Source organism: Saccharopolyspora dendranthemae (assembly GCF_007829955.1).
Classification (GTDB): Bacteria; Actinomycetota; Actinomycetes; order Mycobacteriales; family Pseudonocardiaceae; genus Saccharopolyspora; species Saccharopolyspora dendranthemae.
The window spans coordinates 1,418,840-1,441,725 of the sequence record NZ_VIWX01000001.1; the positions used below are offsets into that span (position 1 = coordinate 1,418,840).

Annotated in this window: 24 protein-coding genes and 2 riboswitches; of the genes, 9 read left to right on the forward strand and 15 right to left on the reverse strand. The window is 69.1% G+C overall.

Features of this window, described 5'->3' with window-relative positions:
• Positions 1–24 precede the first annotated feature (24 nt).
• Positions 25–483, forward strand: a complete 459-nt coding sequence (locus tag FHU35_RS06390; protein WP_246110094.1) for a GtrA family protein — start codon at positions 25–27, stop codon at positions 481–483.
• Here FHU35_RS06390 and FHU35_RS06395 read toward each other — a convergent pair.
• The 7 genes from FHU35_RS06395 to FHU35_RS06420 all read right to left on the reverse strand — a co-directional run bounded on the left by FHU35_RS06395 (position 452) and on the right by FHU35_RS06420 (position 8,257).
• Positions 452–2,731 carry a glycosyltransferase family 2 protein gene (locus FHU35_RS06395; protein WP_145737418.1) on the reverse strand — a complete coding sequence of 760 codons (2,280 nt, stop codon included), beginning with the start codon at positions 2,729–2,731 and terminating at the stop codon, positions 452–454. The two genes, FHU35_RS06390 and FHU35_RS06395, sit on opposite strands and share 32 nt — an antisense overlap.
• A complete protein-coding gene (locus FHU35_RS06400) occupies positions 2,728–3,678 on the reverse strand; it encodes an NAD-dependent epimerase/dehydratase family protein (protein WP_246110095.1) in 951 nt (316 codons plus the stop codon). The genes FHU35_RS06395 and FHU35_RS06400 overlap by 4 nt, the downstream gene beginning before the upstream one ends.
• Positions 3,679–4,081: 403 nt before the next feature.
• Positions 4,082–4,516, reverse strand: a complete 435-nt coding sequence (locus FHU35_RS06405) for an SRPBCC family protein (RefSeq protein WP_145737419.1) — start codon at positions 4,514–4,516, stop codon at positions 4,082–4,084.
• A gap of 34 nt (positions 4,517–4,550) precedes the next feature.
• A complete protein-coding gene (locus FHU35_RS06410) occupies positions 4,551–5,381 on the reverse strand; it encodes a phosphoenolpyruvate hydrolase family protein (RefSeq protein ID WP_145737420.1) in 831 nt (276 codons plus the stop codon).
• A 30-nt stretch (positions 5,382–5,411) separates the two neighbouring features.
• Positions 5,412–6,623, reverse strand: coding sequence for a Tm-1-like ATP-binding domain-containing protein (locus FHU35_RS06415; protein ID WP_145737421.1), 1,212 nt, complete (start codon positions 6,621–6,623; stop codon positions 5,412–5,414).
• 124 nt (positions 6,624–6,747) lie between these two features.
• Positions 6,748–6,924, reverse strand: coding sequence for a hypothetical protein (locus FHU35_RS29190; RefSeq protein ID WP_186459280.1), 177 nt, complete (start codon positions 6,922–6,924; stop codon positions 6,748–6,750).
• Between the two features lie 154 nt (positions 6,925–7,078).
• On the reverse strand, positions 7,079–8,257 hold the full coding sequence (locus FHU35_RS06420; protein WP_145737422.1) for an acyl-CoA dehydrogenase family protein: 1,179 nt from the start codon (positions 8,255–8,257) through the stop codon (positions 7,079–7,081).
• Positions 8,258–8,362: 105 nt separating this feature from the next.
• Between FHU35_RS06420 and FHU35_RS06425 the strand changes: the two genes are divergently transcribed.
• The 6 genes from FHU35_RS06425 to FHU35_RS06450 all read left to right on the forward strand — a co-directional run bounded on the left by FHU35_RS06425 (position 8,363) and on the right by FHU35_RS06450 (position 14,053).
• The gene (locus FHU35_RS06425; protein WP_145737423.1) at positions 8,363–8,995 is read left to right on the forward strand and encodes a TetR/AcrR family transcriptional regulator; all 633 of its coding nucleotides are present in this window, start codon (positions 8,363–8,365) and stop codon (positions 8,993–8,995) included.
• Positions 8,996–9,065: 70 nt separating this feature from the next.
• Positions 9,066–9,299 carry a hypothetical protein gene (locus tag FHU35_RS06430; protein WP_145737424.1) on the forward strand — a complete coding sequence of 78 codons (234 nt, stop codon included), beginning with the start codon at positions 9,066–9,068 and terminating at the stop codon, positions 9,297–9,299.
• A 10-nt stretch (positions 9,300–9,309) separates the two neighbouring features.
• Complete coding sequence (locus tag FHU35_RS06435) at positions 9,310–9,615, forward strand: type II toxin-antitoxin system PemK/MazF family toxin (protein ID WP_246110096.1); 306 nt, start codon at positions 9,310–9,312, stop codon at positions 9,613–9,615.
• Positions 9,616–9,734: 119 nt separating this feature from the next.
• Positions 9,735–9,831, forward strand: a riboswitch (glycine riboswitch).
• A 1-nt stretch (position 9,832) separates the two neighbouring features.
• Positions 9,833–9,932: riboswitch (glycine riboswitch) on the forward strand.
• Positions 9,933–10,051: 119 nt separating this feature from the next.
• The gene (gcvT, locus tag FHU35_RS06440; protein WP_145737426.1) at positions 10,052–11,155 is read left to right on the forward strand and encodes a glycine cleavage system aminomethyltransferase GcvT; all 1,104 of its coding nucleotides are present in this window, start codon (positions 10,052–10,054) and stop codon (positions 11,153–11,155) included.
• A gap of 30 nt (positions 11,156–11,185) precedes the next feature.
• A complete protein-coding gene (gene glyA / locus FHU35_RS06445; protein WP_145737427.1) occupies positions 11,186–12,466 on the forward strand; it encodes a serine hydroxymethyltransferase in 1,281 nt (426 codons plus the stop codon).
• A gap of 219 nt (positions 12,467–12,685) precedes the next feature.
• Positions 12,686–14,053 (forward strand): amino acid permease, encoded by a 1,368-nt coding sequence (locus FHU35_RS06450; RefSeq protein WP_145737428.1) that lies wholly within the window; start codon positions 12,686–12,688, stop codon positions 14,051–14,053.
• A gap of 42 nt (positions 14,054–14,095) precedes the next feature.
• Here FHU35_RS06450 and FHU35_RS06455 read toward each other — a convergent pair whose 3' ends face one another.
• The 5 genes from FHU35_RS06455 to FHU35_RS06475 form a co-directional block, all read right to left on the reverse strand.
• Positions 14,096–14,506 (reverse strand): hypothetical protein, encoded by a 411-nt coding sequence (locus tag FHU35_RS06455; protein ID WP_145737429.1) that lies wholly within the window; start codon positions 14,504–14,506, stop codon positions 14,096–14,098.
• A 79-nt stretch (positions 14,507–14,585) separates the two neighbouring features.
• A complete protein-coding gene (locus FHU35_RS06460) occupies positions 14,586–14,975 on the reverse strand; it encodes a helix-turn-helix domain-containing protein (RefSeq protein ID WP_145737430.1) in 390 nt (129 codons plus the stop codon).
• Positions 14,976–15,193: 218 nt separating this feature from the next.
• Positions 15,194–15,856 carry a DedA family protein gene (locus FHU35_RS06465; RefSeq protein WP_145737431.1) on the reverse strand — a complete coding sequence of 221 codons (663 nt, stop codon included), beginning with the start codon at positions 15,854–15,856 and terminating at the stop codon, positions 15,194–15,196.
• Between the two features lie 322 nt (positions 15,857–16,178).
• Complete coding sequence (gene dacB, locus FHU35_RS06470) at positions 16,179–17,750, reverse strand: D-alanyl-D-alanine carboxypeptidase/D-alanyl-D-alanine endopeptidase (RefSeq protein ID WP_145737432.1); 1,572 nt, start codon at positions 17,748–17,750, stop codon at positions 16,179–16,181.
• Positions 17,751–17,841: 91 nt separating this feature from the next.
• Positions 17,842–18,450: a LysE family translocator gene (locus FHU35_RS06475; protein ID WP_145737433.1), complete on the reverse strand. Its 609-nt coding sequence runs from the start codon at positions 18,448–18,450 to the stop codon at positions 17,842–17,844.
• Positions 18,451–18,544: 94 nt separating this feature from the next.
• Here FHU35_RS06475 and FHU35_RS06480 point away from each other — a divergent pair, with 94 nt between their 5' ends.
• Positions 18,545–19,048: an Lrp/AsnC family transcriptional regulator gene (locus FHU35_RS06480; RefSeq protein ID WP_145737434.1), complete on the forward strand. Its 504-nt coding sequence runs from the start codon at positions 18,545–18,547 to the stop codon at positions 19,046–19,048.
• Positions 19,049–19,116: 68 nt separating this feature from the next.
• Here FHU35_RS06480 and FHU35_RS06485 read toward each other — a convergent pair whose 3' ends face one another.
• On the reverse strand, positions 19,117–20,058 hold the full coding sequence (locus FHU35_RS06485) for an acyl-CoA thioesterase (RefSeq protein WP_145737435.1): 942 nt from the start codon (positions 20,056–20,058) through the stop codon (positions 19,117–19,119).
• Between the two features lie 67 nt (positions 20,059–20,125).
• Entirely contained in the window at positions 20,126–21,547 is a 1,422-nt protein-coding gene (gene pyk, locus FHU35_RS06490) for a pyruvate kinase (protein ID WP_145737436.1), read from the reverse strand.
• Positions 21,548–21,663: 116 nt separating this feature from the next.
• On the opposite strand from pyk, the gene FHU35_RS06495 reads away from it, so the two are divergent.
• A complete protein-coding gene (locus FHU35_RS06495) occupies positions 21,664–21,981 on the forward strand; it encodes a VanZ family protein (protein ID WP_186459281.1) in 318 nt (105 codons plus the stop codon).
• Positions 21,982–22,070: 89 nt separating this feature from the next.
• On the opposite strand, the gene FHU35_RS06500 is transcribed toward FHU35_RS06495, so the two are convergent.
• Positions 22,071–22,736 (reverse strand): DUF2461 domain-containing protein, encoded by a 666-nt coding sequence (locus FHU35_RS06500; protein ID WP_145737437.1) that lies wholly within the window; start codon positions 22,734–22,736, stop codon positions 22,071–22,073.
• Positions 22,737–22,886 lie beyond the last annotated feature (150 nt).

Consider the following 22,886-nt stretch of genomic DNA (forward strand, 5'->3'; position numbering starts at 1 on the left):
CGCATGAATTTTTCAGGAGGACTCGTGGCGCAGCAGTCGGTCACCGGCCGTGCTCGCTACTGGCGGTTGATCAGCAGGTTCGCAGCGGCCTCGGTGGTCGCGACCGGCATCAGCCAGGTCGTGTTCCTGCTGAGCTACTCGCTCGGAGCGACGCCGGTGGTCTCGACCGTGCTGGCGTGGCTGGCCGGGGCGATCCCGAACTTCACGCTCAACCGGCGCACCTGGGGCGGTGGCGGGCGCGAGGCGCTGCGCGGCGAACTCCTGCGCTACGGCGTCATCTCGGTCGGCACCGCGTTGCTGGCCGCGGGCGCCACGCATCTCGCCGAGATCGCGGCGACCTCGGCGTTCCCGCACACCCGGCCGGCGCAGGTGGCCGTGGTGTGGGGCGCCTTCATCGGGACCTACGTGGTGATGTTCGTGATCAAGTTCGTGCTGATCGACCGGCTCGTCTTCAGTCGGCCACAGCAGCGGGCCGCTCGCTGATCGTCTCCGCAGCCGGAACGGGGCCGGTGCTGCGGCGCTCCCGCCACCAGGTGCCGAGCACGACCTTGGCGTAGCGGTAGCCGTAGCTCAGGCTGGAGCCCTTCTTGCTCTCGCCGGCGGTGCGCTGCAGCATCCGCATCGGCTGCTCCAGCACCCGGTAGCCATGGCTGAGCAGTCCCACCAGCAGCTCGGAGGACTGGTACTGCGGCTGCTGCAGGGTCACCGAGTTCGGCACCTCCACCCGCATGCCGCGGAACCCGAACGAGGTGTCGGTGATCTTCTGCCTGGTCAAGCCGGTGACGACCCACGCGAAGACGTGGGTTCCGATGCGGCGGACCAGCGCCGGGCGCTCGTTGCTGCCCAGCCGCCGCGAGCCGCTGACGAAGTCGGCGCGGTCGTCGATCAGCGGCTGCAGCAGCTTCGGCAGCTCGGCGATGTCGTACTGGCCATCGGCGTCGGTGGTGATCACGTAGCGCGCGCCGCGCTGCGCGGCCAGCCGGTATCCCAGCCGCAGCGCCGCGCCCTGGCCCCGGTTGGTGGGTGCCACGCAGGTGCGGGCGCCGTGGTCCAGGGAGACCTCGGCGGTGCGGTCCTTGGCGCCGTCGACCACCACGAGGGTGTCGATGTCGAGGTCGCAGCTGCGGCCCGGGATGGCGTCGAGCACCTCGCCGATCGACTCCTCCTCGTTGTAGGCGGCGATCAGCACGACCACCGGCGCGAACCGGTGTTCGCCGTAGCGGGACGCGTACTCGTCGAGCGCGTCCCGGTCCACCTCGTCGGGGAAGGTCGTCAGCATCTGGCTCTCCTCGGAGGGCGTCGTTCGGGGTTGTCTGCGGGTGGCCTCGGGACGGCCGAAGATCGCGGTGGCGCCGAGCGCGCCGGCGAGCGGGATGAGCACCAGCCCGGGCAGCTGGTAGCGCCAGGAGAATTCCATGACCGACGCGGTCAGCAGCGAGGTGGTCACCATCCCCGCGGGCAGCAGGGTCACCGCGCGCAGTCCGCTGCGCCGCGCGCGGCCCGCGCCGAGCACGGCCGCGCCCGCCAGCAGCAGCGCACCGCCGAGCAGCAGACCGGGCGTGTAGCCGCCGCCGAGCTGGTAGCCGCGCAGGAAGGAGGCGAGGTCGCGATCGGCGTGCAGGCCGCCGCCGTCGTAGAGCTCGGCCCACTCGTGGACGTACCAGTCGGGCGCGAACATCGGGTAGTCGAGCTGGAACTGCCAGCGGTCCAGCGGCACGTCGCCGACCGCTTGGGTCCGGGTGGGCGCGAAGCCCTTGAAGAAGTCGCGGGCGACGCCGCCAGCGATGTCCAGCGGCTGGTTGAGCACGACCTTCCGGGCGAGCGAGCGCTGCGCGGCGGCGACATCGGTGCCCTCAGGCAGCAGGCTTTCGACGTTGGCGGTGACGTCCCACAGGTGCAGGTAGAAGTCGATGCCGAGTTGCTCGCGGACCTCGTGCGGCTCGTCGGGGCACAGCAGCTGCTCTTCGCGGGTCAGGTCCAGCTCGTCGCACTGGGCCACGACCGCCGCGCGCCCGAAGAGCACTCCCCCGCCGCCGGAACCGCCGACGCCGAACTTGCCCGCGACGACCGCGCCGTAGAGGGCGTAGACGAGCACGGCCGCGCCGAACCCGGCGACCAGGGCCCCGGTGGCGATCAGCCGCGGCCGCCAGCCCCCGCGCGGTCGCAGCCCGGTGGCCAGCAGCACGAACAGGGCTGCGGGCAGCACCAGCGTCAGGCCCACCGAGCGCACCATCACCGACAGCGCGAGCACGCCACCGGCCAGGGCGGCGACCTTCGGCGTCGGCGGGCCCCACCAGCACAGCAGGTACACGGCGATCAGCAGCAGCACCTGGAACAGCAGGTCGGACATGATCAGCTGCTCGATCTGCAGCTGGTAAGCGTCCAGGAGCACCGGCGCGGCGGCCAGCGCGGCCAGCCACTCGCGGACGCCGAAGCGGCGCAGCAGCACGTACACGCCGACGCCGATGCCGATGCCCAGCAGGTGCTGCACGACGGCGACGCCGGTGAGTCCGCCGATGCCCAGCAGCGGCCACAGGAACCACTCGTAGCCGACGGGGTTGATGCCGCCCGGGTGGAACACCCCGACGTCGTCGAGGTACCGGAACGAGTCGATGTAGAGCAGCGCCGGCCGGTAGGCGAGCTGCGTGACGATCCGCAGCGCGAGTCCGGCCAGCACCAGCAGCGCCAGCAGCCAGTGCCGGCGCAGCGCGCGCGTGAGCGCGGCCGTCACCGCGCTCCGCTGGTGAAGTCCACCCAGACGGTGCGCAGACCGTCGGTCAGTTCCATCGCCGGCTGGTAGCCGAGCTCGCGCTGAGCCTTGGAGACGTCGACGATCACCGCGGGCATCTCGCCGTTCTTGGCGGGCACGTGGTTGACGGGGATGTCGATGTCGGTGGCGGTGCGGACGGCGTCGATGAGCTGGAGGACGGTGATCGACTCGCCGGAGCCGATGCTGGCCGTGCCGGTGTACTGCTTGTCCCACGCGGCCAGCACGCCCTGCACCACGTCGTCGAGGTGCACGAAGTCGCGCTGCTGCGAGCCGTCGCCGAAGACCTCGACGCCCTCGCCTGCCAGCGCGGCCCGCATCAGGCGGGGCACGAAGCTGTCCTTGTGGCCCATGCCGGGCCCGTAGATGTTGGTGAACCGCAGCGCGCAGGTCGACATCCCGTAGGCGCCGGCGTACCCGGACAGCAGCATCTCGCAGGCGGCCTTGGTGGCGCCGTAGGGCGTGAGCGGTCGGACCGGCAGCGCTTCGGAGATGGTGCCGTGCCCGATGTCGCCGACCACCGCGTTGGTGGAGGCGAGGATGAACTGCCCGATCTCGCGTTCCCGCGCCAGCTCCAGGAGGTGCTGGGTGACCTCGACGTTGTTGGCGTAGGTCGCGGCGGGCTGCTCGACGGACTTGAGCACCGAGGTGATCGCGGCCAGGTGGACGATGCCGGCGCTGCCGGGCGCCACGGCCCGCTCGCGCACGTCGGCGTCGCGCAGGTCGCCTTCCACGAAGGTCACCAGCGGGTCCCGCAAGGACTCTGGCGGGGCCTCCAGGTCGACGATGGTGACGGGCGTGCCGCGCTCGATGAACGCGCGCACCACGGCACGGCCGACGAAGCCGGAGCCTCCGGTCACCACGACCCGATCGGAGTGGGCGATGTCTGCGGAAGTAGACCTGCTTGGCACGGCCCGACTCTAACCGGAACGTGTTACCGCACTCCCCCAGCCCTGAACTTTCCGCACCGAGCACCGAAGGTGCTGCGGCGCACCCACCAAGTCAACCCACGTCAGGCAACCGGCGAAGCCGGTTTCTCACCGCCAAGCAAGCACCAGCCACCGTCAGACAAGCACCGAAGGTGCTTTCTCAGTGCCCCACCTGAGCAACCCGCACCGCCGCGGGTTCTCAGACGCCTTCTGGGGAGGACAGCCGACATGTCGTGTATTGGCATACATAAGCCTCGGATCCCGGAGCCAGAAGGCGTCTGAGGTTCCGCTTCCGGCACCGCCACGCAGAGGAACCACTGAGTAGTTTCAGTGAACCCGGCCCAACGCGAGCAGCACGCGCAGCACGAAGGCGACCGAAGGACCCTCAACGGGAAAGATGCGCCGCGAGCCCCTTCAACCCGGTGGCATAGACACCCTGAGCAAACGTCCGATCCATCTCCGCCTCAACATCGGCATCGGCATCGAAGTCGGCGCACCACTCGACGAAACTGTGCCCGGATGCCGTGACAGGCAGGACGTGAATGGTCGACCGGTAGCTGCGGACCGGGAAGGGGCTGGTCACGAACTCGTAGGTGTAGCTGCGTGCCACGTCGTCGAGCGACACGAGCCGTTCCCGCACCTCCCCGCCGTCGGCGAGTTGGAGGCGCCGCACGCACCCCACGCTGGCGGCGGCGAGGCCGTCTTCGATCTCGCTGGAGGCGATGGCCGGGTGCCAGACGGGTAGCCCGTCGAAGTCGCGGACCGCTGCCCAGACGGTGTCGACGGGTGCTTCGATGACGGCGCTGGCGTAGCTGCGCATTGCTCCTCCTGGTGTCAGGTTCCGGTTCCCGGGTTCAGAACTTGAGGTTGGTGAAGGCCTTGGTCTGCTCGGTCAGGGCGGTCTCGACGGGGAGCCGCTCCATGCTGCTGGCGCCGTAGAAGCCGTGGCAGCGCTTGGTCTTCGACAGGACGTGGGCGGCGTCGGCGGGCATCGCGATCGGTCCGCCGTGGCAGAGCACGAGCACGTCCTCGCGGACTTCTGCCGCGGCCTCCGACCACTCGTCGATGAGCCGGACGCAGTCGTCGAGGGTCTTGGCGGTTTCGGCGCCGATGGAGCCGCCGGTGGTCAGGCCCATGTGGCAGACGATGATGTCGGCTCCGGCTTCGGTCATGAGCCGCGCGTCGTCGGCGGAGAACACGTACGGGGTGGTGAGCAGGTCGGCTTCGCGGGCGGCGGCGACGAGCTCGACCTCCAGCCCGTAGCCCATGCCGGTCTCCTCGAGGTTGGCCCGGAAGGTGCCGTCGATGAGTCCCACGGTCGGGAAGTTCTGGATGCCGGCGAATCCGAGGTCCCGGAGTTCGCGCAGGAAGTGCTCGCGCAGCATGAACGGGTCGGTGCCGTTGACCCCGGCGAGCACCGGGGTGCGCTGCACGACGGGCAGGACCTCCCGGGCCATCTCGACGACGATGTCGTTGGCGTTGCCGTAGGCCATCAGCCCGGCGAGCGAGCCGCGCCCGGCCATCCGGTAGCGGCCGGAGTTGTAGATGACGATCAGGTCGATGCCGCCGTCTTCTTCGCACTTGGCCGACAGCCCGGTTCCCGCGCCACCTCCGACGATCGGTTCGCCGCGCTGGGCCTTGGCGTGGAACTCGCGCAGCAGCTCCGCGCGGTCGAATCCGTTCATCGCTTCTCCAGTGTCGTGCCGGGATGCACCTCAGCGCTCCGGGTTTTTCCCTTGCGGATCCAGGATTTCACGGAATGCGGCCAGCAGCGCCGTGACGAACTCCTCGTCGTTGACGTTGTGGCCGACCCGCAGCACGCGCCGGTCCTCGGTCTGCTCGACCTGGCGCTCGATGGTGTCGAACAGCGCGGCGTCCGCTTCGGGGTCGTGGAAGGGCTGTCCGGGCGAGTCCAACATGGACACACCGCCGGTCGGGAGCAGGAAGCGGACCGGGCCTTGGCAGGCGTTGAGCTTGCGCGCGATGAACGCGCCGATCTCGCGGCATTCCTCCGGCGTGGTGCGCATGAGCGTGACCTGCGGGTTGTGCACGTAGAGGGTGCGGTCGCGGTATCGCTCCGGAACCGTCTCCAGCGCACCGAAGTTCACCATGTCCAGCGCTCCGCAGGAGCCGACGTAGGGAACTCGGGTGCGCGCGATGGCGTCGAGCCGCTGCTCTCCGGCGCTCATCACGCCGCCCGCGATGAGGTCGCAGATCTCGGTGGTGGTGATGTCCAGGACGGCGCGCACGAGGCCGTCGTCGACGAGCTTCTCCATCGCTCGTCCACCGGTCCCGGTCGAGTGGAACACCAGCGGGTCGTGGTCGGCCGCGAGCTGGTCGGCGGCCGAGGTGACGGCGGGCGTGGTGACGCCGAACATCGACAGCGCCACGGCGGGCTTGTCCTCGACCTGCGGCATCGGGTGGCTGATCGCGCCCAGGAGCGCGTGCGCGGCGTTGGCCAGGACGCGGCGGGAGATCCGGTTGAGCCCGGCGACGTCGGTGACCGACGGGAACATCGCGATGTCGGTGGCGTCGACGTAGCCGGACACATCACCGGATGCCACGGTCGACACCATCATCTTGGGCACGCCGACCGGGAGTGCCCGCATGGCGGGGGTGATGAGCGCGGTCCCGCCGGAGCCGCCGAGCCCGATGACGCCGTCGACGTCGCGTTCGGCCAGGAAGCGCGCGAACGCCTCGGCCATCGCGGTCACGGCCGTTCCGCGGTCGCCGGTGAACACCGCGTCGGCGCCGCCGGGGTGGTGCGCGGCGATCTCGGTGGCCGCGACGTCGGCGGTCGACGGGCGCTCAGCGCTGGTCGAGAGGTCGACGGTGGTGACCGGATGCCCTCGGGCGATGAGTTCGGCGACGTAGCCCAGTTCGGCGCCCTTGGTGTCGAAGGTGCCGGCGACGTAAGCGCTGCCCATCACGACCTCCGTGCTGCTCGCCTTCGAGAACGGCCCCGGACCGGACTCTACTGTTGATCGCTCTGGCGGCAACAAAAAACGGCTCCCGGCCGTGAAGCCGGGAGCCGTTCCTGGGAATTTCCGCTCAGTGGTGCCCGCCCTGGGAACCGGAGCCGGAGCCGCCCTTGCCCATGAACTTGTTCTTGACCTGGTCGATCTTTTCCTTGTTCTTGGGGTCGGACGCGTACTTCTTGGCCTGATCGACGACCTTCTTGCCCTGGGGGCTCTTGGCGAAGTCGGTGACCTTCTTGAACAGCGACATCATCACTCCCGATGTATCGAGGCCGTTGCCGCCCAGGGTACCGACAAATCACCCACGGCTGACAGGTCCTCTCGCCGAACGGAGCAACGACGTCCCCGACCTGGGCGGGGTGTCGCCGTCTCGGGTGCGGGACTCGGCTCGCACCCACCAGGACTCAGCCCAGGACGCCGCTGATGCTGGCGTGGCCCTTGAGCACGTTGCGGGCGATGGTGCGGCGCTGGATCTCGTCGGTGCCCTCGAAGATCCGGAGCAGTCGCAGGTCGCGGTACCAGCGTTCGACCGGGAGCTCCTTGGTGTAGCCCATGCCGCCGTGGATCTGCAGGATCCGGTCGACGATCTGGTTGGCGTGCGTGGCGCCGAAGAGCTTGGCGATGGACTGCGCGTGCCGGGAGTCCATGCCCTGGTCGACCTGCCACGCGGCCTGCAGGATGAGCCAGCGCAGTGCCTCGATCTCGACCGCGGAGTCGGCGATCATCCACTGGATGGCCTGCCGGTCGGCGATCGGCGCGCCGAAGGTCTCGCGGTTCTGCGCGTACTCGGAGCCCATCTCGACCAGACGCTCGCAGGCACCCAGCGCCCGCGCCGGGAGCAGGTAGCGACCGCGGCCGATCCACTGCATGGCCAGCCCGAACCCGTTTCCCACCTCGCCGAGCACGTTCTCGGCGGGCACCCGGACGTTGTCGAACACCAGCGCGGCCGGCTGGCGCTCGTCGGGTCCCATGATGTCGATGGGTTCGGACTTCCAGCCCTGCTCGCGGTCGACGAGGAAGCAGGTGACGCCGCCGTTGGCGCCCTTCTCCCGGTCGGTGACGGCGAAGACCATCACGAAGTCGGCGTCGATGCCGCCGGTGATGAAGGTCTTCTCGCCGTTGATGACCCAGTCGTCACCGTCGCGGACGGCCGTGGTGCGGAGGTTCTTGGCGTCCGATCCCGCGCCGGGTTCGGTGATGGCGAAGCAGGACTTGCGGGTGCCTTCGATGGTCGGCAGCAGGTAGCGCTGCTTCTGCTCCTCGTTGGCGTAGTAGAGGATGTTGTCGGCGTAGCCGCCGAAGCGGAACGGCACGTAGGTGCGGCCCAGCTCGACCTCGATCAGCGCCGTCATGACCGCCGAGAGATCCATGCCGCCGTACTCCTCGGGCGTCTGCACTCCCCAGAACCCGGCCTCCTTGGCCTTGTTCTGGAGTTCGAGCAGCTCGTCCTTGGTGAGCCCGCGCTGACCGGCCCGCTCCCTGCGCAGGACCTCCGGTTCCAGCGGCATGAGCTCCCGCTGGACGAAGTTGCGCACCCAGTCGCGGATGTCGCGCTCGGTGTCGGTGAGCGAGAAGTCGACCATCGCGTCGTTCCTTTCCGTGCAGGCCGGTAACTAACACCGTTAGTTTTGTGGCAGCCTAGAACCGTCCCGGCGCACGCCGCAAGGGTTCCGATGAGGAGACGAACGTTGCCCAGACCCAGCACACCGCTGCTCTCCCCGGAACGCATCCGGAAGGTCGGACTGGAGATCATCGACGCCGAGGGCCTGGAAGCGCTCTCGATGCGCAGGCTGGCCCAGCGCCTGGAGGTGCGCGCCGCGTCGCTGTACAACCACGTGGCCACCAAGGACGAGCTGCTGCACGAGATCGCCGACGAGGTGATGAGCGCGGTCGACGTCTCCGGCTTCGACCAAGACTGGGTCACCGGCCTGCGCACCTGGGCCCGCTCCTACCGCGCGGCCCTGGTCGGTCACCCGAACCTGGTTCCGTTCATCGCCTACGGCCCGGCGCGGCGCGATTCGGCCCTGCGCGCCGCCGACGCCGTCCACGGCGGCCTCACCAGCGCCGGCTGGCCGCAGCGCTACGCCACGATGATCGGCGCCTCGACGAAGTACCTGGTCGTCGGCTCGGCGATGGGCTCCTTCAGCGGCGGCTTCCCGGACGACGCCACCGTCTACACGAACCGCTACCCGCACCTCAGCAGAGCCCACCTGCTCCACCAGAAAGCAGCGGAGATCGACGCCGCCAGCTTCGAACTCGCCCTCACGGCCCTCATCGACGGTCTCAAAGCCCAACTCGGAGATCTCACCGGCGAAAGCTGAACCAAGCGGGACACCATCGAGCGAACCACTTTTGGTTCTCAGTCCGGTTCACGCAGCGTACCGTTGGGGCATGTCCACCAGCTTCACCGTCCGCCTCGACGACAGCGCCGAGCGGAAACTGGCTGCCCTCATGAGCGATGGCAGCTCACGCAACAGCGCCATCCGCTATGCGCTGGACGTGTCGTATCGACACCTCGTCAATGAACAGATGCGAGAGGAATCCGCCAGACTGCTTCAAGATCCAGAAGACCTCGCCGAGGTCAACGCAGCCCGCGAAGCGATGGGCGCGGGCGATGCGTGGTGACGTTTACCGCTTGAAGGACAACCCCAACGCACGAGGTCAGGAGCAGCGCGGTCCGCGCTTCGCCGTGATCTTGCAGTCGGACGCGCTCCTGACCTCGACCGTGATCGCCGCGCCGACGTCTACCAGCGCACGTCCTGCCGCACACCGCCCCGAGATTCGCATCGGAGATCAACGAACACGTGTCCTGGTGGAACAGATCCAGGCCGTCGATCCCCTGCAGCGGTTCGGCCAACAAGCAGGCACTTTGACGAGAGAGGAGATCGAAGAGGTCGACGAGGCGTTGCGGCGCGCACTGGGGCTTTTCGCCACTCGGTGAGAACGCGCCTCTCAAGTCAGAACCCGGTGCGCAAGGGCCGAGATCACTCGGTCTTCCTGTTGACCGGGGCAGCGCCGATTCGTAGCGTCAGTGAGCGGTACAACCGAATACCGCGCCGATGACGTCTCGCGGGAGAGACCTCGTCCTCGCCGGACGAGGCGCCGAAGGAGCAATACTCCCCAGTAAACTCTCAGGCACCATTACCGCAGGACACCAGGCGAATCACGGAGAAAAGCAGGAGCATCGCGCTTCTCGCCCACGGTGCAAACCGCCCCGCCGGGTGGTGAAACTCTCAGGCCAATGACTCCGGGGAGACCCCGCCCGACCAGCGCATACCGCGCCGGTCGGGGGTCGAGGCGCCCCGGATAAGGTTGGGCGCGTGAGCTGACCGGCCCTCGACTGCCGACCGGCACGCCCACCAGGAGGAGTTTCACCGATGTCGTCGCCCCGACAGACGCCGCTGCACGAGGTGCACGAAGCCCTCGGCGCCACCTTCACCGAGTTCGCGGGCTGGCAGATGCCGCTCCGCTACAGCGGCGACACCGCCGAGCACAACGCCGTCCGCACCAGCGCCGGCCTGTTCGACCTCACGCACATGGGCGAGATCCTGATCAGCGGCCCGCAGGCCGCCGAAGCGCTGGACTACGCGCTGGTCGCCAACGCCTCGGCCATCACGCCCGGCCGCGCCCGCTACACCATGATCTGCAACGACTCCGGCGGCGTGCTCGACGACCTGATCGTCTACCGGCTGGCCGACCAGGAGTTCATGGTCGTGGCCAACGCCGCCAACGCCGCCGTGGTCTCCGCCGAGCTCGCCGAGCGGGTCAGCGACTTCGACGCCACGCACACCGACGCCTCCGACGACTACGCGCTGATCGCCGTGCAGGGCCCGAACGCGGTGGCGATCCTGGCGCCGCTGACCGACACCGACCTGAGCACCGTGAAGTACTTCGCGGGCTACCCGGCGACCGTCGCGGGCAAGGACGTGCTGCTGGCCCGCACCGGCTACACCGGCGAGGACGGCTTCGAGCTGTTCACCGCGCCCGGCGACGCCGTGGCCGTGTGGCAGGCGCTGAGCACCTCCGGCGCCGAGCACGACCTGCAGCCGGCCGGCCTGTCCTGCCGCGACACGCTGCGCCTCGAATCCGCCATGCCGCTCTACGGCAACGAGCTGTCCGCCGAGCTGACGCCGTACCACGCGAACCTCGGTCGAGTGGTCAAGCTCGACAAGGAAGGCGACTTCGTCGGCAAGTCCGCGCTGGCCGCGGTTGCCGAGAAGCCCACCGAGCGCACCCTGGTGGGACTGACCGCCGAGGGCCGGCGGGCGCCGCGCCACGGCTACCGCGTCCTCGACGCCGATGGCGCCGAGGTCGGCGAGGTCACCAGCGGCGCACCGTCCCCCACCCTCGGGCATCCCATCGGGATGGCCTACGTCGACCGGGAGCACAGCGAGCCCGGCACGCCCCTGCAGGTCGACATCCGGGGCCGCAGCGTCGCGGCCGAGGTCGTCGAGCTGCCGTTCTACCGCCGCAACGCCTGACTGAAAGAAAGAAACAGGAGGCACACACTGATGTCTAACCCGGATCTGTTCAACGATGCCCTGGCAACGGTTGACCCGGAGGTGGCAGCGGCGGTCGGCGCCGAGCTGGGTCGCCAGCAGAACACCCTGGAGATGATCGCCTCGGAGAACTTCGCGCCGCAGGCCGTGCTGCAGGCGCAGGGCTCCGTGCTCACCAACAAGTACGCCGAGGGCTACCCCGGCAAGCGCTACTACGGCGGCTGCGAGCACGTCGACGTCGTCGAGCAGCTCGCGATCGACCGGATCAAGGACCTCTTCGGCGCCACCTACGCCAACGTGCAGCCGCACTCGGGTGCGCAGGCCAACGCGGCGGCGATGTTCGCGCTGCTCAAGCCGGGCGACACCATCATGGGCCTCGACCTCGCCCACGGTGGCCACCTCACCCACGGCATGCGGATCAACTTCTCCGGCAAGCTCTACAACGTCGTGCCGTACCACGTCACCGAGTCCGACCACCGGGTCGACATGGACGAGGTCGCTCGCCTGGCGCGGGAGAACAAGCCGCAGCTGATCGTCGCGGGCTGGTCGGCCTACCCGCGCCAGCTGGACTTCAAGCGGTTCCGCGAGATCGCCGACGAGGTCGGCGCGTACCTGATGGTCGACATGGCGCACTTCGCGGGCCTGGTGGCCGCCGGCGTGCACCCGTCGCCGGTGCCGCACGCGCACGTGGTCACCACGACCACGCACAAGACCCTGGGCGGCCCGCGCGGTGGTGTGATCCTGTCCAACGACGAGGAGTTCACCAAGAAGTTCAACTCCGCGGTCTTCCCCGGCCAGCAGGGCGGCCCGCTGGAGCACGTCATCGCGGGCAAGGCGGTGGCCTTCAAGATCGCCGCGGGCGAGGAGTTCAAGGACCGCCAGCGCCGCACGGTCGAGGGCGCCCGCATCCTGGCCGAGCGCCTGCTGGCCGCCGACTCCACCGAGGCCGGTGTCTCGCTGGTGTCCGGTGGCACCGACGTGCACCTGGTGCTGGTGGACCTGCGCAACTCCGAGCTGGACGGCAAGCAGGCCGAGGACCGTCTGCACGAGATCGGCATCACGGTGAACCGCAACGCGGTCCCGAACGACCCCCGGCCGCCGATGGTCACCTCGGGTCTGCGGATCGGCACCCCGGCCCTGGCCACCCGCGGCTTCGGCAAGGAGGAGTTCACCGAGGTCGCCGAGGTGATCGCGCAGGCCCTCAAGCCGAACTTCGACGAGTCGGTCAGCGCGGAGCTGCGCGCCCGGGTGGAAGCCCTGGCCGCCAAGCACCCGCTCTACCCGAACCTCTGATCGTCTGAGCGAAACGCCGCGTTCCGGTCCACTGTGTCCGGAATGCGGCGTTTTTTCTGCACCCTCCGATGTGGACCGATCGCGCCCGGCGACGTTGCGCTCCCGGAATCTCCCGTCCCCTTGCCGCAGTTCGGCATGGGGTGGATTATCTCGGCGAACCCACCGGTTGATCGCGCCGGAGAACCAGCGGTCCGAAGTCCATGAAGGAGATTCACTCCCATGAGCCAACCAGTGGCCGAGTACAAGAGAGATCTCAGCACTCGGCACATCAACATGATCGCCATCGGTGGCGCGATCGGTGTCGGGCTGTTCCTCGGCTCCGGCAAGGCGTTGCACCAGGTCGGCCCCGGCCTGATCCTGATCTACGCCATCGCCGGCGTGATGATCTTCTTCGTCATGCGCGCGCTCGGCGAACTGCTGATGTACCGGCCGGTCAGCGGCTCGTTCGCGGAGTACGCGGGCGAGTTCGTGGGCCCGTGGGCGCGGTTCGCGACCGGCTGGGGCTACTGGCTGGTGTGGATCGTGACCGGGATGGCCGAGATCACGGCGGTGGGCGAGTACTTCCAGTTCTGGTTCCCGGAGGTCCCGCAGTGGATCCCGGCGCTCGGAGCGCTGATCGTGCTCAGCGCGGTCAACTTGATCGCCGTGAAGCTCTTCGGTGAGTTCGAGTTCTGGTTCGCGCTGATCAAGGTGCTGGCGATCGTCGGGCTGATCGTGCTCACCGCGCTGATCCTGGTGTTCGGCTTCTCCAACGTCGGCGACACCGCGTCGCTGAGCAACATCTGGGGGCAGGGCGGCTGGTTCCCCAACGGCACCGCGTCCTCGCTGATGGCCTTCCAGATCGTGATGTTCGCGTTCGTGGGCGTGGAGATGGTCGGCCAGACCGCCAGCGAGAGCGCCAACCCGCAGAAGGTGCTGCCGCGCGCCATCAACTCGGTGATGCTGCGAATCCTGATCTTCTACGTGGGCGCGCTGGTCGCGCTGACCGCGCTGGTGCCGTGGCACCAGTTCCCCGCCAGCGGCAGCCCGTTCGTGCACGCCTTCACGCTGATCGGCATCCCGGCCGCCGCGGGTGTCATCAACTTCGTGGTCACCACGGCCGCGCTGTCGTCGTGCAACAGCGGCATCTACTCCACCGGCCGCATGCTGCGCACCTTGTCCGAGGACGGCCAGGCGCCGCGCAGGTTCGGGCAGCTCTCCGGCCGGGCGGTTCCCGCGCGGGCGATCGGCGTGACGTTCTGCGCGATGCTGATCGGCGTCGCGCTCAACTACCTCGCACCGGAGCAGGCGTTCACCTACATCACCAGCGCGAGCACCGTGGGAGCCATCTTCACCTGGGGGATGATCCTCATCTCGCACCTGGGCTACCGCCGCAAGGTCGCGCGCGGTGAGCTGACCCAGGGCCGGTTCCAGATGCCGCTGGCGCCGTACTCCAACTACGTGGTGCTGGCGTTCCTGGCGTTCGTCGTCGTGCTGCTGGCCTTCGACTCCGAGACCCGCATCGCCCTCTACATCACACCGGTGCTGGTGATCGCGCTGGTCGTCGGCTACCTGACGAGCCGCAAGAAGCAGACCGCCCAGGTCTGACCCGCTCGGTGGAGGCCCCGACCGGATCGGTCGGGGCCTTCGTCATGCGCCTTCGGCGACGTCGGCGAGGTCCTGCAGAGCGCGGGCCAGCTGCCTGGCCTCCGCGCCGCTGAGCTCGCTGGGCTCGTAACCGGCCTCGCACGCCGTGCGGCCGAGCCAGGTGACCAGGTAGGGCTCGCCGTCGTCGGCCTCGATCGCGAGGTTGAGCTGCTGGTCGGTGCGCGGGAGGGGGAACGAGACCTGCCCGTCCTCGACCTCGAGCAGGCGCAACACCGCTCTGGCCAGCTCGCGGGCCTCGTCCGGGGACAGCTCGCACGGCTCGCAGCCGCCGTCGCGGGCGCTGTCGATGAACGCGATCAGGTAGGTCTCGCCCGCCGAGGTCTCGACCGCCACGTGCAGTCGCTCTCCCGTTCGCGGAGCCGCGATGGCGGCCGCGCTGGACGGTGGGTTCACGGTGTCACCTCTCCTCCGCCGGTCGGCTGCGGACCGCGAACCGCTGCGAGAGCCAACCGCTTCCGATTCCCGGGCGAGCCTAGACCCCGGCTTCCGCGTGCCCCGACTCGGCGGAGCGCTCCAGCCGCTGCACGCGCGCGCTGACCTCGCGCAGCAGCACCTGCGTCGGCACCGAGTCGAGTTCGGGGATGATCCGCACTTCGGCTCCGGCCTCGGCGGGACTCAACCTCCCGGCCTTGACCAGCACTTCCAGCAGCGGGACGCCGAGGGAGCGGGCCATGATCCGGGCGTTGCCGATGTCGGGCCGGTAGCCCTTCCGCCAGCGGAAGACCACGCTGGGCTTCAGCCCGCTGTGCTCGCAGAAGTCGTGCACGGTCCAGCCGCGTTCCGCCAGATGACGTTCGAGGTATTCCACGAAGTCGCTGTCCTCTGAAGCTGCGGTCACGTCGCTCGCGCCAGCGTGTGCCATGCGTTCGAGTCTAGTCCCACCCGTGCGACCAAGCGCACTCCGCTCAACGGAGGCGGGGTCTGCCTACCAACGGCCGCCTGCCCCTTCACCATTGGATTCGCCTGAAAACATGCATTAGAGTCCAGAAACATGAATGAGACTCGCTGCTACGCCACCCCGCAGGAGCAGCAGGCGCTCACCCGAGGCGTCCGCATCTCGCTGAGCCGTCGAAAGACCCCTCAGGCGGCGGTTTCGACGTCCTCCGGCTGCTCCTCGGTCACCACGACCTGACCGCGCGACCTGCGCCGCTTCCACAGCCAGACGCCCACTCCGATCAGCACGATCACGATCGCGAGCACCCAGCTCGCCCGGCCGAACAGCGACTCGACGTACTTCGCCGAGGCTCCCGCGGCCCAGCCGATGCCGACGTGGGTCGCTGACCAGGCGATCGCACCGATCAGAGACGAGAAGAAGAACCGCAGGTAGGACATGCCGCTAGCGCCCGCGGCAGCGGGCAGCAACGTCCGCACCACCGGCAGGAACCGGCCCAGCAGCACCGCGCCGATCCCCCAGCGCCGCAGCAGCGTTCCCGCGCGGTCCCAGTGGTGCTGCCCGAGCTTGCGCACCACCTTCGTCTCACGCATCTTCAGCCGATACCGGCGACCCAGCCAGAAGCCGATGTTGTCGCCCAGCGCCGCGCACGCCGCGACCGTTCCGGCGAGCGTCAGGAAGAACCCGAGGTCGTTCACCGCTGCCGAGGCCACCAGCAACCCGGCCTCGCCCGGCACCAGGAACCCCAGGCCGATCGTGCACTCGCCGAGCACCAGGGCACCGGTGACCAGCACCAGGAGCGGCCGGGGAAGCCCGGCGATCATGGCCAGGGTGTCGCTGATGAACGTCACGGGAACGGGGCTCCTCGGCTGAGCGCGGCAACTGACGGCGGTCACGCTACCGGGGGACCGATGAGCTGTTCTCAGGTATGGCACGGATACGACAACGGAACTCGAAACCGTTGCCCCTAAGGGCTGTTGAGGAATGTGGCGGAGCCGCATCCTCTTCCAGCACCTGAGCAGCCGGCACCGCCGCGGGCTCGCCAGCGCCTTCGTGGCGAGAACGCTGGGACGTCGTGTGGTGGGTGGGGAAGTTTTCATGAAAACTTCCCCACCCACCACACGACGTGCAAAAGCAATTCCTCAACAACTCTTGGGATTTCGGGAGAACGGATCAGCAGGATTTGGTCCACGAGCACTCCAGGGCGCTCTCGTCGCGCGCGGTTCGCGGGTCGTCGGAGACAGTGCGCTGCTGCGGGACCCGGGTGCGCCCACGAGGCTGATCCTCGGCGCCCGTGTGCTCGGCGAGCCGGATCGCGATCGCGTCCTCCAGGTCCTGCGGAGCCTCGGAGAGGTGGTCGTTGAACATCACCGAGAACACCAATCGCCGGCCGTCGGCTGCGGTGACGTAGCCCGACAGCGAGGTGACCCCGGTCAGCGAACCGGTCTTGGCGTGCACGTTGCCGGCCGCCGCGGTGTCCGCCATCCGGTTGCGCAGCGTGCCGCCGACCAACTTGTCCGGCGCACCCGCCACCGGCAGGGCGTCGTGGAAGACCTGGGCCCACGGGCGCCCAGCGGCGTTGTCCAGCAGGACGGTGAGCTGGTCCGGAGTCACACCGTCCATCCGGGACAGCCCGGAGCCGTCCACCAGGCTCAGCACGTCGGGGTTCACGCCGAGCCCGCGCAGCTCCTCGGCGAGCACGCCGGTGCCGGCCTCCCAGCTCCCCTCGCCGGCCCGCTCCCGGCCCATGGCCTTGACCAGGACCTCGGCGTGACCGTTGTTGCTGAGCTTGAGGAACGGGACCAGCAGATCGCGCAACGGCATCGACTCGCGCGCGGCGAGTTCGCGCGCTCCCGGCGGAGCGGGGGCCTTCCCGGTGCCCGCGACGGTGATGCCGTGCGCGGCGAGCGCCCGGGCGAAGACGTCGGTGGCGTAGGCGGTCGCGTCGGGGACGGCGACCCATTCCTCCACCGGTTCGGCGCCTTCCGGGATGGTTCCGGTGACCGCCACCCGGCCGCTGCGGTGGTCGCGCTCGACGGCGACGTCCGGCTCGCCCCCGGCGACCGTGGTCGCCGCGTTGTCGATGGTCAGCGCATCGGTTGCCGGGTCGAGCGTGATCACCGGCGCCTGCCCGGGCGCTGCGGGCGCGACCCGCACGATCGCGCTCCCCGCGTCGTAGTCGGTGTCCGGTGCGGCGCTGAGCGCCGAGATCGGAGCGGAGTAGTAGTAGGGCTCGTCGTCCCACGCCCAGCCCGAGCCGAGCGGAACGTCGTCGAACCAGGTGTCGTCGGCCAGCAGCCTGCCCCGGACCTCCCGGACGCCCTGCTCGGCGAGCTGGGCGGCGAGCCGGTCGTAGTCGGCGGCCAGCACCGTCGGATCACCCGTCCCGCGCAGGTGGAGGTCGCCCGCCAACGTCGAGCCCTGCTGCGGCGCGGCGCTGAGCACCTGGGTCCGGAACCGGTAGTCCGGGCCGAGGGACTGCAGCGCCGCAGCAGCGGTGAACAGCTTCGCGTTGGACGCCGGGGTGGCGCGGTCGGTGGCCTGCCTGCTGTAGAGCACCTCGTCGGTGGCCGGATCGCGCACCACGACACCGGCCTGCGCTCCGTCGAGCCGCGGATCGGCGAGGATGTCGTCGAGATCGACCTTCAACGCGTCCACCCCGGTCGGCGCTGCGCCCGTCGAAGGCACCACCAGCAGCGGGAACGCCACCGCCAACCCGACCACGCACGCCCAGCCTCTCCGCATCCCCGCTCCTCTCCGAGATCACGGAGACTAGGCAGCCCGGATGTGGGAGGTCAACGAACTCAACCCGAAGGTCGCAAATCGAGAACCGGGATCAGCCCACGGCGATGGAGGTGGCCATCGCCAGCAGCGCTCCCCCGCAGCAGCGCTCGAAGACCGCGCGGCGCTTGGGGCTGGCCAGCAGGGCCGCGAGCCGGCCGACCGACGGGACCACGACCAGCCACCACGCGGCGAAGGCCAGCACCGCGACGGAGCTGAGCAGGGCGGCCTGCGGCATCGGTGCCGCGCTCGGGTCCATCGCCTGCGGCAGCAGCGTCAGGAACGTCAGCATCACCTTGGGGTTGAGCACGTCGGTGAGCAGCCCGCGCAGGAACACCGAGCGACCCGAGCGCGGCTGCTCCACGACGGTCTCGGGCTGCGGGGCACCGGCGTGGCGCAGCATCTGCAGCGCCATCCACCCGAGGTAGGCCACACCCAGCCCCTTGACCACGAACAGCGCCGCGGGAACCGCCGCGACCAGGGCCGACAGACCGAGGGTGGCGGCCGTGGCGTGCAGCAGGAGTCCGCAGTTCACGCCTGCGGCGGCGAGCCAGCCGTAGCGGCGGCCGGTGGCGGCGTTGCGGGTCACCAGGACGAAGTCAGGACCGGGGACCAGCACGATCACCAGCAGCGCCAGCAGGAACGACCCCCAGGCGATGTGCACGACGAACTCCTTCGAAGAATGTGTGGGAGGTGGATGCGCACATCCTCCGCCGTTAGTTCGTCAGTTATCCATCTCGTACGTAAGATGTTCGGTTATGAGTGAATCCGTAGAACTGGATTCGGTTGACTGGTGGATTCTGGAGGAGTTGCAGAACGACGCGACCCTGCCGAACCGCACCCTCGCCGAACGGATCGGGCTGGCGCCGTCCAGCTGCCTGCAACGAGTCCGCAGGCTGCGTGAACAGGGAGTCATCACCGGGTCGCACATCGACGTCGACCCGGCCGCGACGGGACTGGCGCTGGAGGCGGTGGTGGCGGTCAACGTCCGGCCGCACACGCGCCAGATCGTCGATCAGTTCCGCGAGTTCGTCATGGCGCAGCCGGAGACCCGCTCGCTGCTGCACGTGAGCGGTCAGGCCGACTTCCTGCTGCACGTCGCGGTGTCGGACACCAAGCACCTGCAGGAGTTCCTGGTCGACAAGCTCGCCTCCCGCACGGAGGTCCGGAACTTCACCAGCTCCATCGTGCTCGAACAACTCCGCACCCGAGCCCTCACAGCCCCCAAGCACCTGCGCCCCAAACGCCGCAAGCGCACCTGAAGACCGGTGTGGGTGTCAGGTTCCGCTACCGGCACCGCCACGCACGGCGACCACCGGGAAACGAGAGATCAGTCGTTGACGCGGAGGAGACCTTCTTGGACGACCGTCGCGACGAGCTGGCCGTCCTGGGAGAAGAAGCGGCCGGTGGCCAGGCCCCGGCCACCGGAGGCGCTCGGCGAGGCGCAGTCGTAGAGGAACCACTCGTCGGCGCGGAAGCGGCGGTGGAACCACATGGCGTGGTCCAGGCTCGCGCCGACCACGTCGTCCAGGCCCCAGTAGACGCCGTGGCGCGCGAGAGGGGCGTCGAGCAAGGTCATGTCGGAGGCGAACGCGGCGATGCAGACGTGCAGCAGGTCGTCGTCCGGCACGGCCAGCCGGCCGTCGGCGCGCATCCAGACCTGGTTGCGGGCCTCGCGCGGTCCGGTCTCCCGGCTCACCCACGGCGGTTCGGTGACGTAGCGGACGTCGATCGGCCGCGGCTGCGGCGGACCGAACTTCGACAGCTCGCCCAGGCGCTCGCCGAACGTCGGCAGCGACTCCGGATCGGGGACCTCGGGCATCGACTCGGCGTGGTCGATACCGCTCTCGTCGACCTGGAACGACGCCGAGAGCGAGAAGATCGTCTTGCCGCGCTGCAGCGCGACGACCCGACGGGTGGTGAACGAGCGACCGTCGCGAGTGCGGTCGACCTCGTAGACGATCGGGATGCTCGGGTCGCCGGGCCGGATGAAGTACGCGTGCAGCGAGTGCACCCGTCGCTCCTCCGGCACCGTGCGACCGGCTGCCACCAGCGCCTGCCCGGCGACCTGGCCGCCGAAGACGCGGATGGTCGACGAAGCGGGGCTCACACCGCGGAAGATGTTCTCCTCGATGCGCTCCAGATCCAGCAGCGCCACCAGGCTGTCCAGCACGGGCTGGCCGTGCGGCACGCCGTTGGCGTCGAGCGGAACGTCGCCCTGCAGGTGAGTTCCGGTCGGGTCGGCTGCTGCGGCCCTGGCCGCTTCCGTCACTGAGTGCTCCTAGGTTCGTGCGCCCGACCGGCCGGACGGGAGCTGATCGCCCCCGTCCGAAGGCCGATCAGACGTGGTCTTCCTCGCCCAGCCGGTGCACGCGGATGAGGTTGGTCGAACCGACCGTGCCCGGCGGCGAACCCGCGACCACGACGACCATGTCGCCGCGCTGCGACTTGCCCAGGGACAACATCGCCTGGTCGACCTGCCGCACCATCTGGTCCGTTGTGTCCACCTTAGGCACCAAGAACGTTTCCGTCCCCCAAGTGAGAGCGAGCTGACTCCGCACCGACTCCTCGGGGGTGAACGCCAGCAGCGGCAGGCGGGTGTGCAGCCGCGCGAGCCGGCGCACGGTGTCGCCGGACTGCGTGAAGGCCACCAGAGCCTTGGCGTTGAGGCGCTCACCGATGTCACGAGCCGCGTAGGAGATCACGCCGCGCTTGGTGCGCGGGACGTGGCTCAGCTGCGGCGGCGTGGGCGAACCGGATTCCACGGCTTCGACGATGCGGGCCATGGTCTGCACCGTCTCGATCGGGTAGCGGCCGACGCTCGTCTCACCGGAGAGCATCACCGCGTCGGCCCCGTCGAGGACGGCGTTGGCGACGTCGGAGGTCTCGGCCCTGGTCGGGCGCGAGTTCTGGATCATCGAGTCCAGCATCTGGGTGGCCACGATGACCGGCTTGGCGTTCTCCCGCGCGATGCGGATCGCCTTCTTCTGGACCAGCGGGACGTGTTCGAGCGGGAGCTCCACGCCGAGGTCACCACGAGCGACCATGACGCCGTCGAAGGCCAGCACGATGGCTTCGAGGTTGTCGACCGCTTCCGGCTTCTCCAGCTTCGCGATGACCGGTGCGCGGCGGCCGACGCGGTCCATCACCTGGTGGACCAGGTCGATGTCGGCGGGGCTGCGCACGAAGGACAGCGCGATGAAGTCCACGCCCAGTTCCAGGGCGAATTCCAGGTCCTCGATGTCCTTCTCGGACATCGCGGGAACTGAGACGTCCATGCCCGGCAGGGAGATCCCCTTGTTGTCGGAGACGGGACCGCCCTCGGTCACCTCGCACACGACGTCGTTGTCCTCGACGGAGGTCACGACCATCGCGACCTTGCCGTCGTCGACCAGCAGCCGGTCGCCCTTCTTGGCGTCCTCGGCCAGGCCCTTGTAGGTGGTGGACACCCGGTCGTGCGTGCCCTGCACGTCATCGACCGTGATGCGCACGACGTCGCCGGTTCGCCACTCGACCGGTCCGGCTGCGAACTTCCCGAGCCGGATCTTCGGTCCCTGCAGGTCTCCTAGGATGCCCACGGCGCGGCCGGATTCCTTCGCCGCGGCCCGGACCATGTCGTAGACCTGCTGGTGGTCGGCGTGGCTGCCGTGGCTGAAGTTCAGCCTGGCGACGTCCATTCCGCTGCTGACGAGCTCGGCCACCTTCTCCGGATTGGCGGTGGCGGGGCCCATGGTACAAACGATCTTGGCTCGTCGACTCACATCACGTCAGCGTAGTCTCTTGCCGCCCGGGTGCAGCACTCAGCCACGCCCCAAGAAGCTGATCGGTGATTTCGTTGCTGGATCATTACAGAAGCCAGTTCACACGACTTCCACTCATGATCGCGCTGCTGGTGAGCTGGGTCGTGCTGTTCACCCCGGAATCGGGCGTCCCGACAGCCCCGCCGGGAACCGACAAGGTGGTGCACCTCACCCTCTTCGCGGCGCTCGCGATCACCGGCCGGATCGCCGGGGCGCGCACCTCGTGGCTGCTCGCGAGCCTCACCGCGTACGCCGCGCTGTCGGAGGTGCTGCAGGGCGTGCTGCCGCTGGGCCGCAGCTGCGAACTCCTCGACGCCGTCGTGGACGTCGCCGGCGCCCTCCTCGGCTGGGCACTGCTCGCCATCCACTCCGCGACCCGCCGCGAGCGTCGGTAACCAGCTCCCAGTTTTAGTCCTAACTGAGCCGACATTTCGGACATGATCATGGCTCGGTTATGACTAAAACTGGGATGTTCACGAAGTGTTCAGCGGCGCTTCTTCTCGGTGACCCCAATGTGGTCGGCGCACCACCGGTTGAGGTCGCGCACGGCTTCCCACGACTCCCGCACCCGGGTCAGGCACTCGCGTTCGTGCAACGCGTCGTCGGGTTCCCAGGTACGCGTGGCGTAGAGCGACTTGTGCCTGAGCAGGTCGAGCCTCGGGTGGTCCGGGGCGAAGCCGCGCGGACGGGTCGCCAGCGCGGTCCCGGCGATCTCCCAGCCCCGCTCGCTCAGCGCGTCGAGGAGCCTCCGCAGCTCCTCACCGTGGATCTCGGTGTCCACGGCGCCCCGGAAACGCGCCAGCTGGTCGGATTCGGTGTGGTAGCAGCCGCCGGCCACCCGCATGCCCTCCGGACCGACCTCGACGTAGTACGCGCCGCCGCCTCTCCCCTGCTCGATGACGGCTCCGCAGTGGGTCTTGTACGGCGACTTGTCGTGGCTGAACCGCACATCGCGGAACGGCCGGAAGACCTTGCCCTTGCCGAAGCCGGGACCGAACTCGGGCTCCAGCTCGGCCAGCAGCGCCTCCATCGGCGCCCGCACGTGCTCGGCGTAGAGCTCCTTGTTGTCGGCCCAGTAGGCCTTCGAGTTGTCCGCCAGGAGCCCTTCGTAGAACTCCACCGCCCCGTCACCGAAACCCTCGAACCGCACCCCACGACCCTAGCCTCGCCCCGGGGCGAGGCTGGGACCTCCTCCGACGCGGACTCCCGAGATCCGGGGCCGGACTCCGAAGGCCCCAACACCCGGTTCCCGGGGCGCGAAACCCCCGGTCGAGTGGACCTGGCGACTACTTCCCGTCGG

What these genes read in the sequence shown, in the direction of transcription:
- FHU35_RS06460 (WP_145737430.1), bottom strand. Translation starts at nt 14,975, where the DNA reads ATGGCACACGCTGGCGCGAGCGACGTGACCGCAGCTTCAGAGGACAGC.
- gcvT (WP_145737426.1), top strand. Translation starts at nt 10,052, where the DNA reads ATGTCGTCGCCCCGACAGACGCCGCTGCACGAGGTGCACGAAGCCCTC.
- FHU35_RS06410 (WP_145737420.1), bottom strand. Translation starts at nt 5,381, where the DNA reads ATGAACGGATTCGACCGCGCGGAGCTGCTGCGCGAGTTCCACGCCAAG.
- FHU35_RS06405 (WP_145737419.1), bottom strand. Translation starts at nt 4,516, where the DNA reads ATGCGCAGCTACGCCAGCGCCGTCATCGAAGCACCCGTCGACACCGTC.
- FHU35_RS06415 (WP_145737421.1), bottom strand. Translation starts at nt 6,623, where the DNA reads ATGGGCAGCGCTTACGTCGCCGGCACCTTCGACACCAAGGGCGCCGAA.
- glyA (WP_145737427.1), top strand. Translation starts at nt 11,186, where the DNA reads ATGTCTAACCCGGATCTGTTCAACGATGCCCTGGCAACGGTTGACCCG.
- dacB (WP_145737432.1), bottom strand. Translation starts at nt 17,750, where the DNA reads ATGCGGAGAGGCTGGGCGTGCGTGGTCGGGTTGGCGGTGGCGTTCCCG.
- FHU35_RS06480 (WP_145737434.1), top strand. Translation starts at nt 18,545, where the DNA reads ATGAGTGAATCCGTAGAACTGGATTCGGTTGACTGGTGGATTCTGGAG.
- FHU35_RS06430 (WP_145737424.1), top strand. Translation starts at nt 9,066, where the DNA reads ATGTCCACCAGCTTCACCGTCCGCCTCGACGACAGCGCCGAGCGGAAA.
- FHU35_RS06450 (WP_145737428.1), top strand. Translation starts at nt 12,686, where the DNA reads ATGAGCCAACCAGTGGCCGAGTACAAGAGAGATCTCAGCACTCGGCAC.
- FHU35_RS29190 (WP_186459280.1), bottom strand. Translation starts at nt 6,924, where the DNA reads ATGTCGCTGTTCAAGAAGGTCACCGACTTCGCCAAGAGCCCCCAGGGC.
- FHU35_RS06495 (WP_186459281.1), top strand. Translation starts at nt 21,664, where the DNA reads ATGATCGCGCTGCTGGTGAGCTGGGTCGTGCTGTTCACCCCGGAATCG.
- FHU35_RS06420 (WP_145737422.1), bottom strand. Translation starts at nt 8,257, where the DNA reads ATGGTCGACTTCTCGCTCACCGACACCGAGCGCGACATCCGCGACTGG.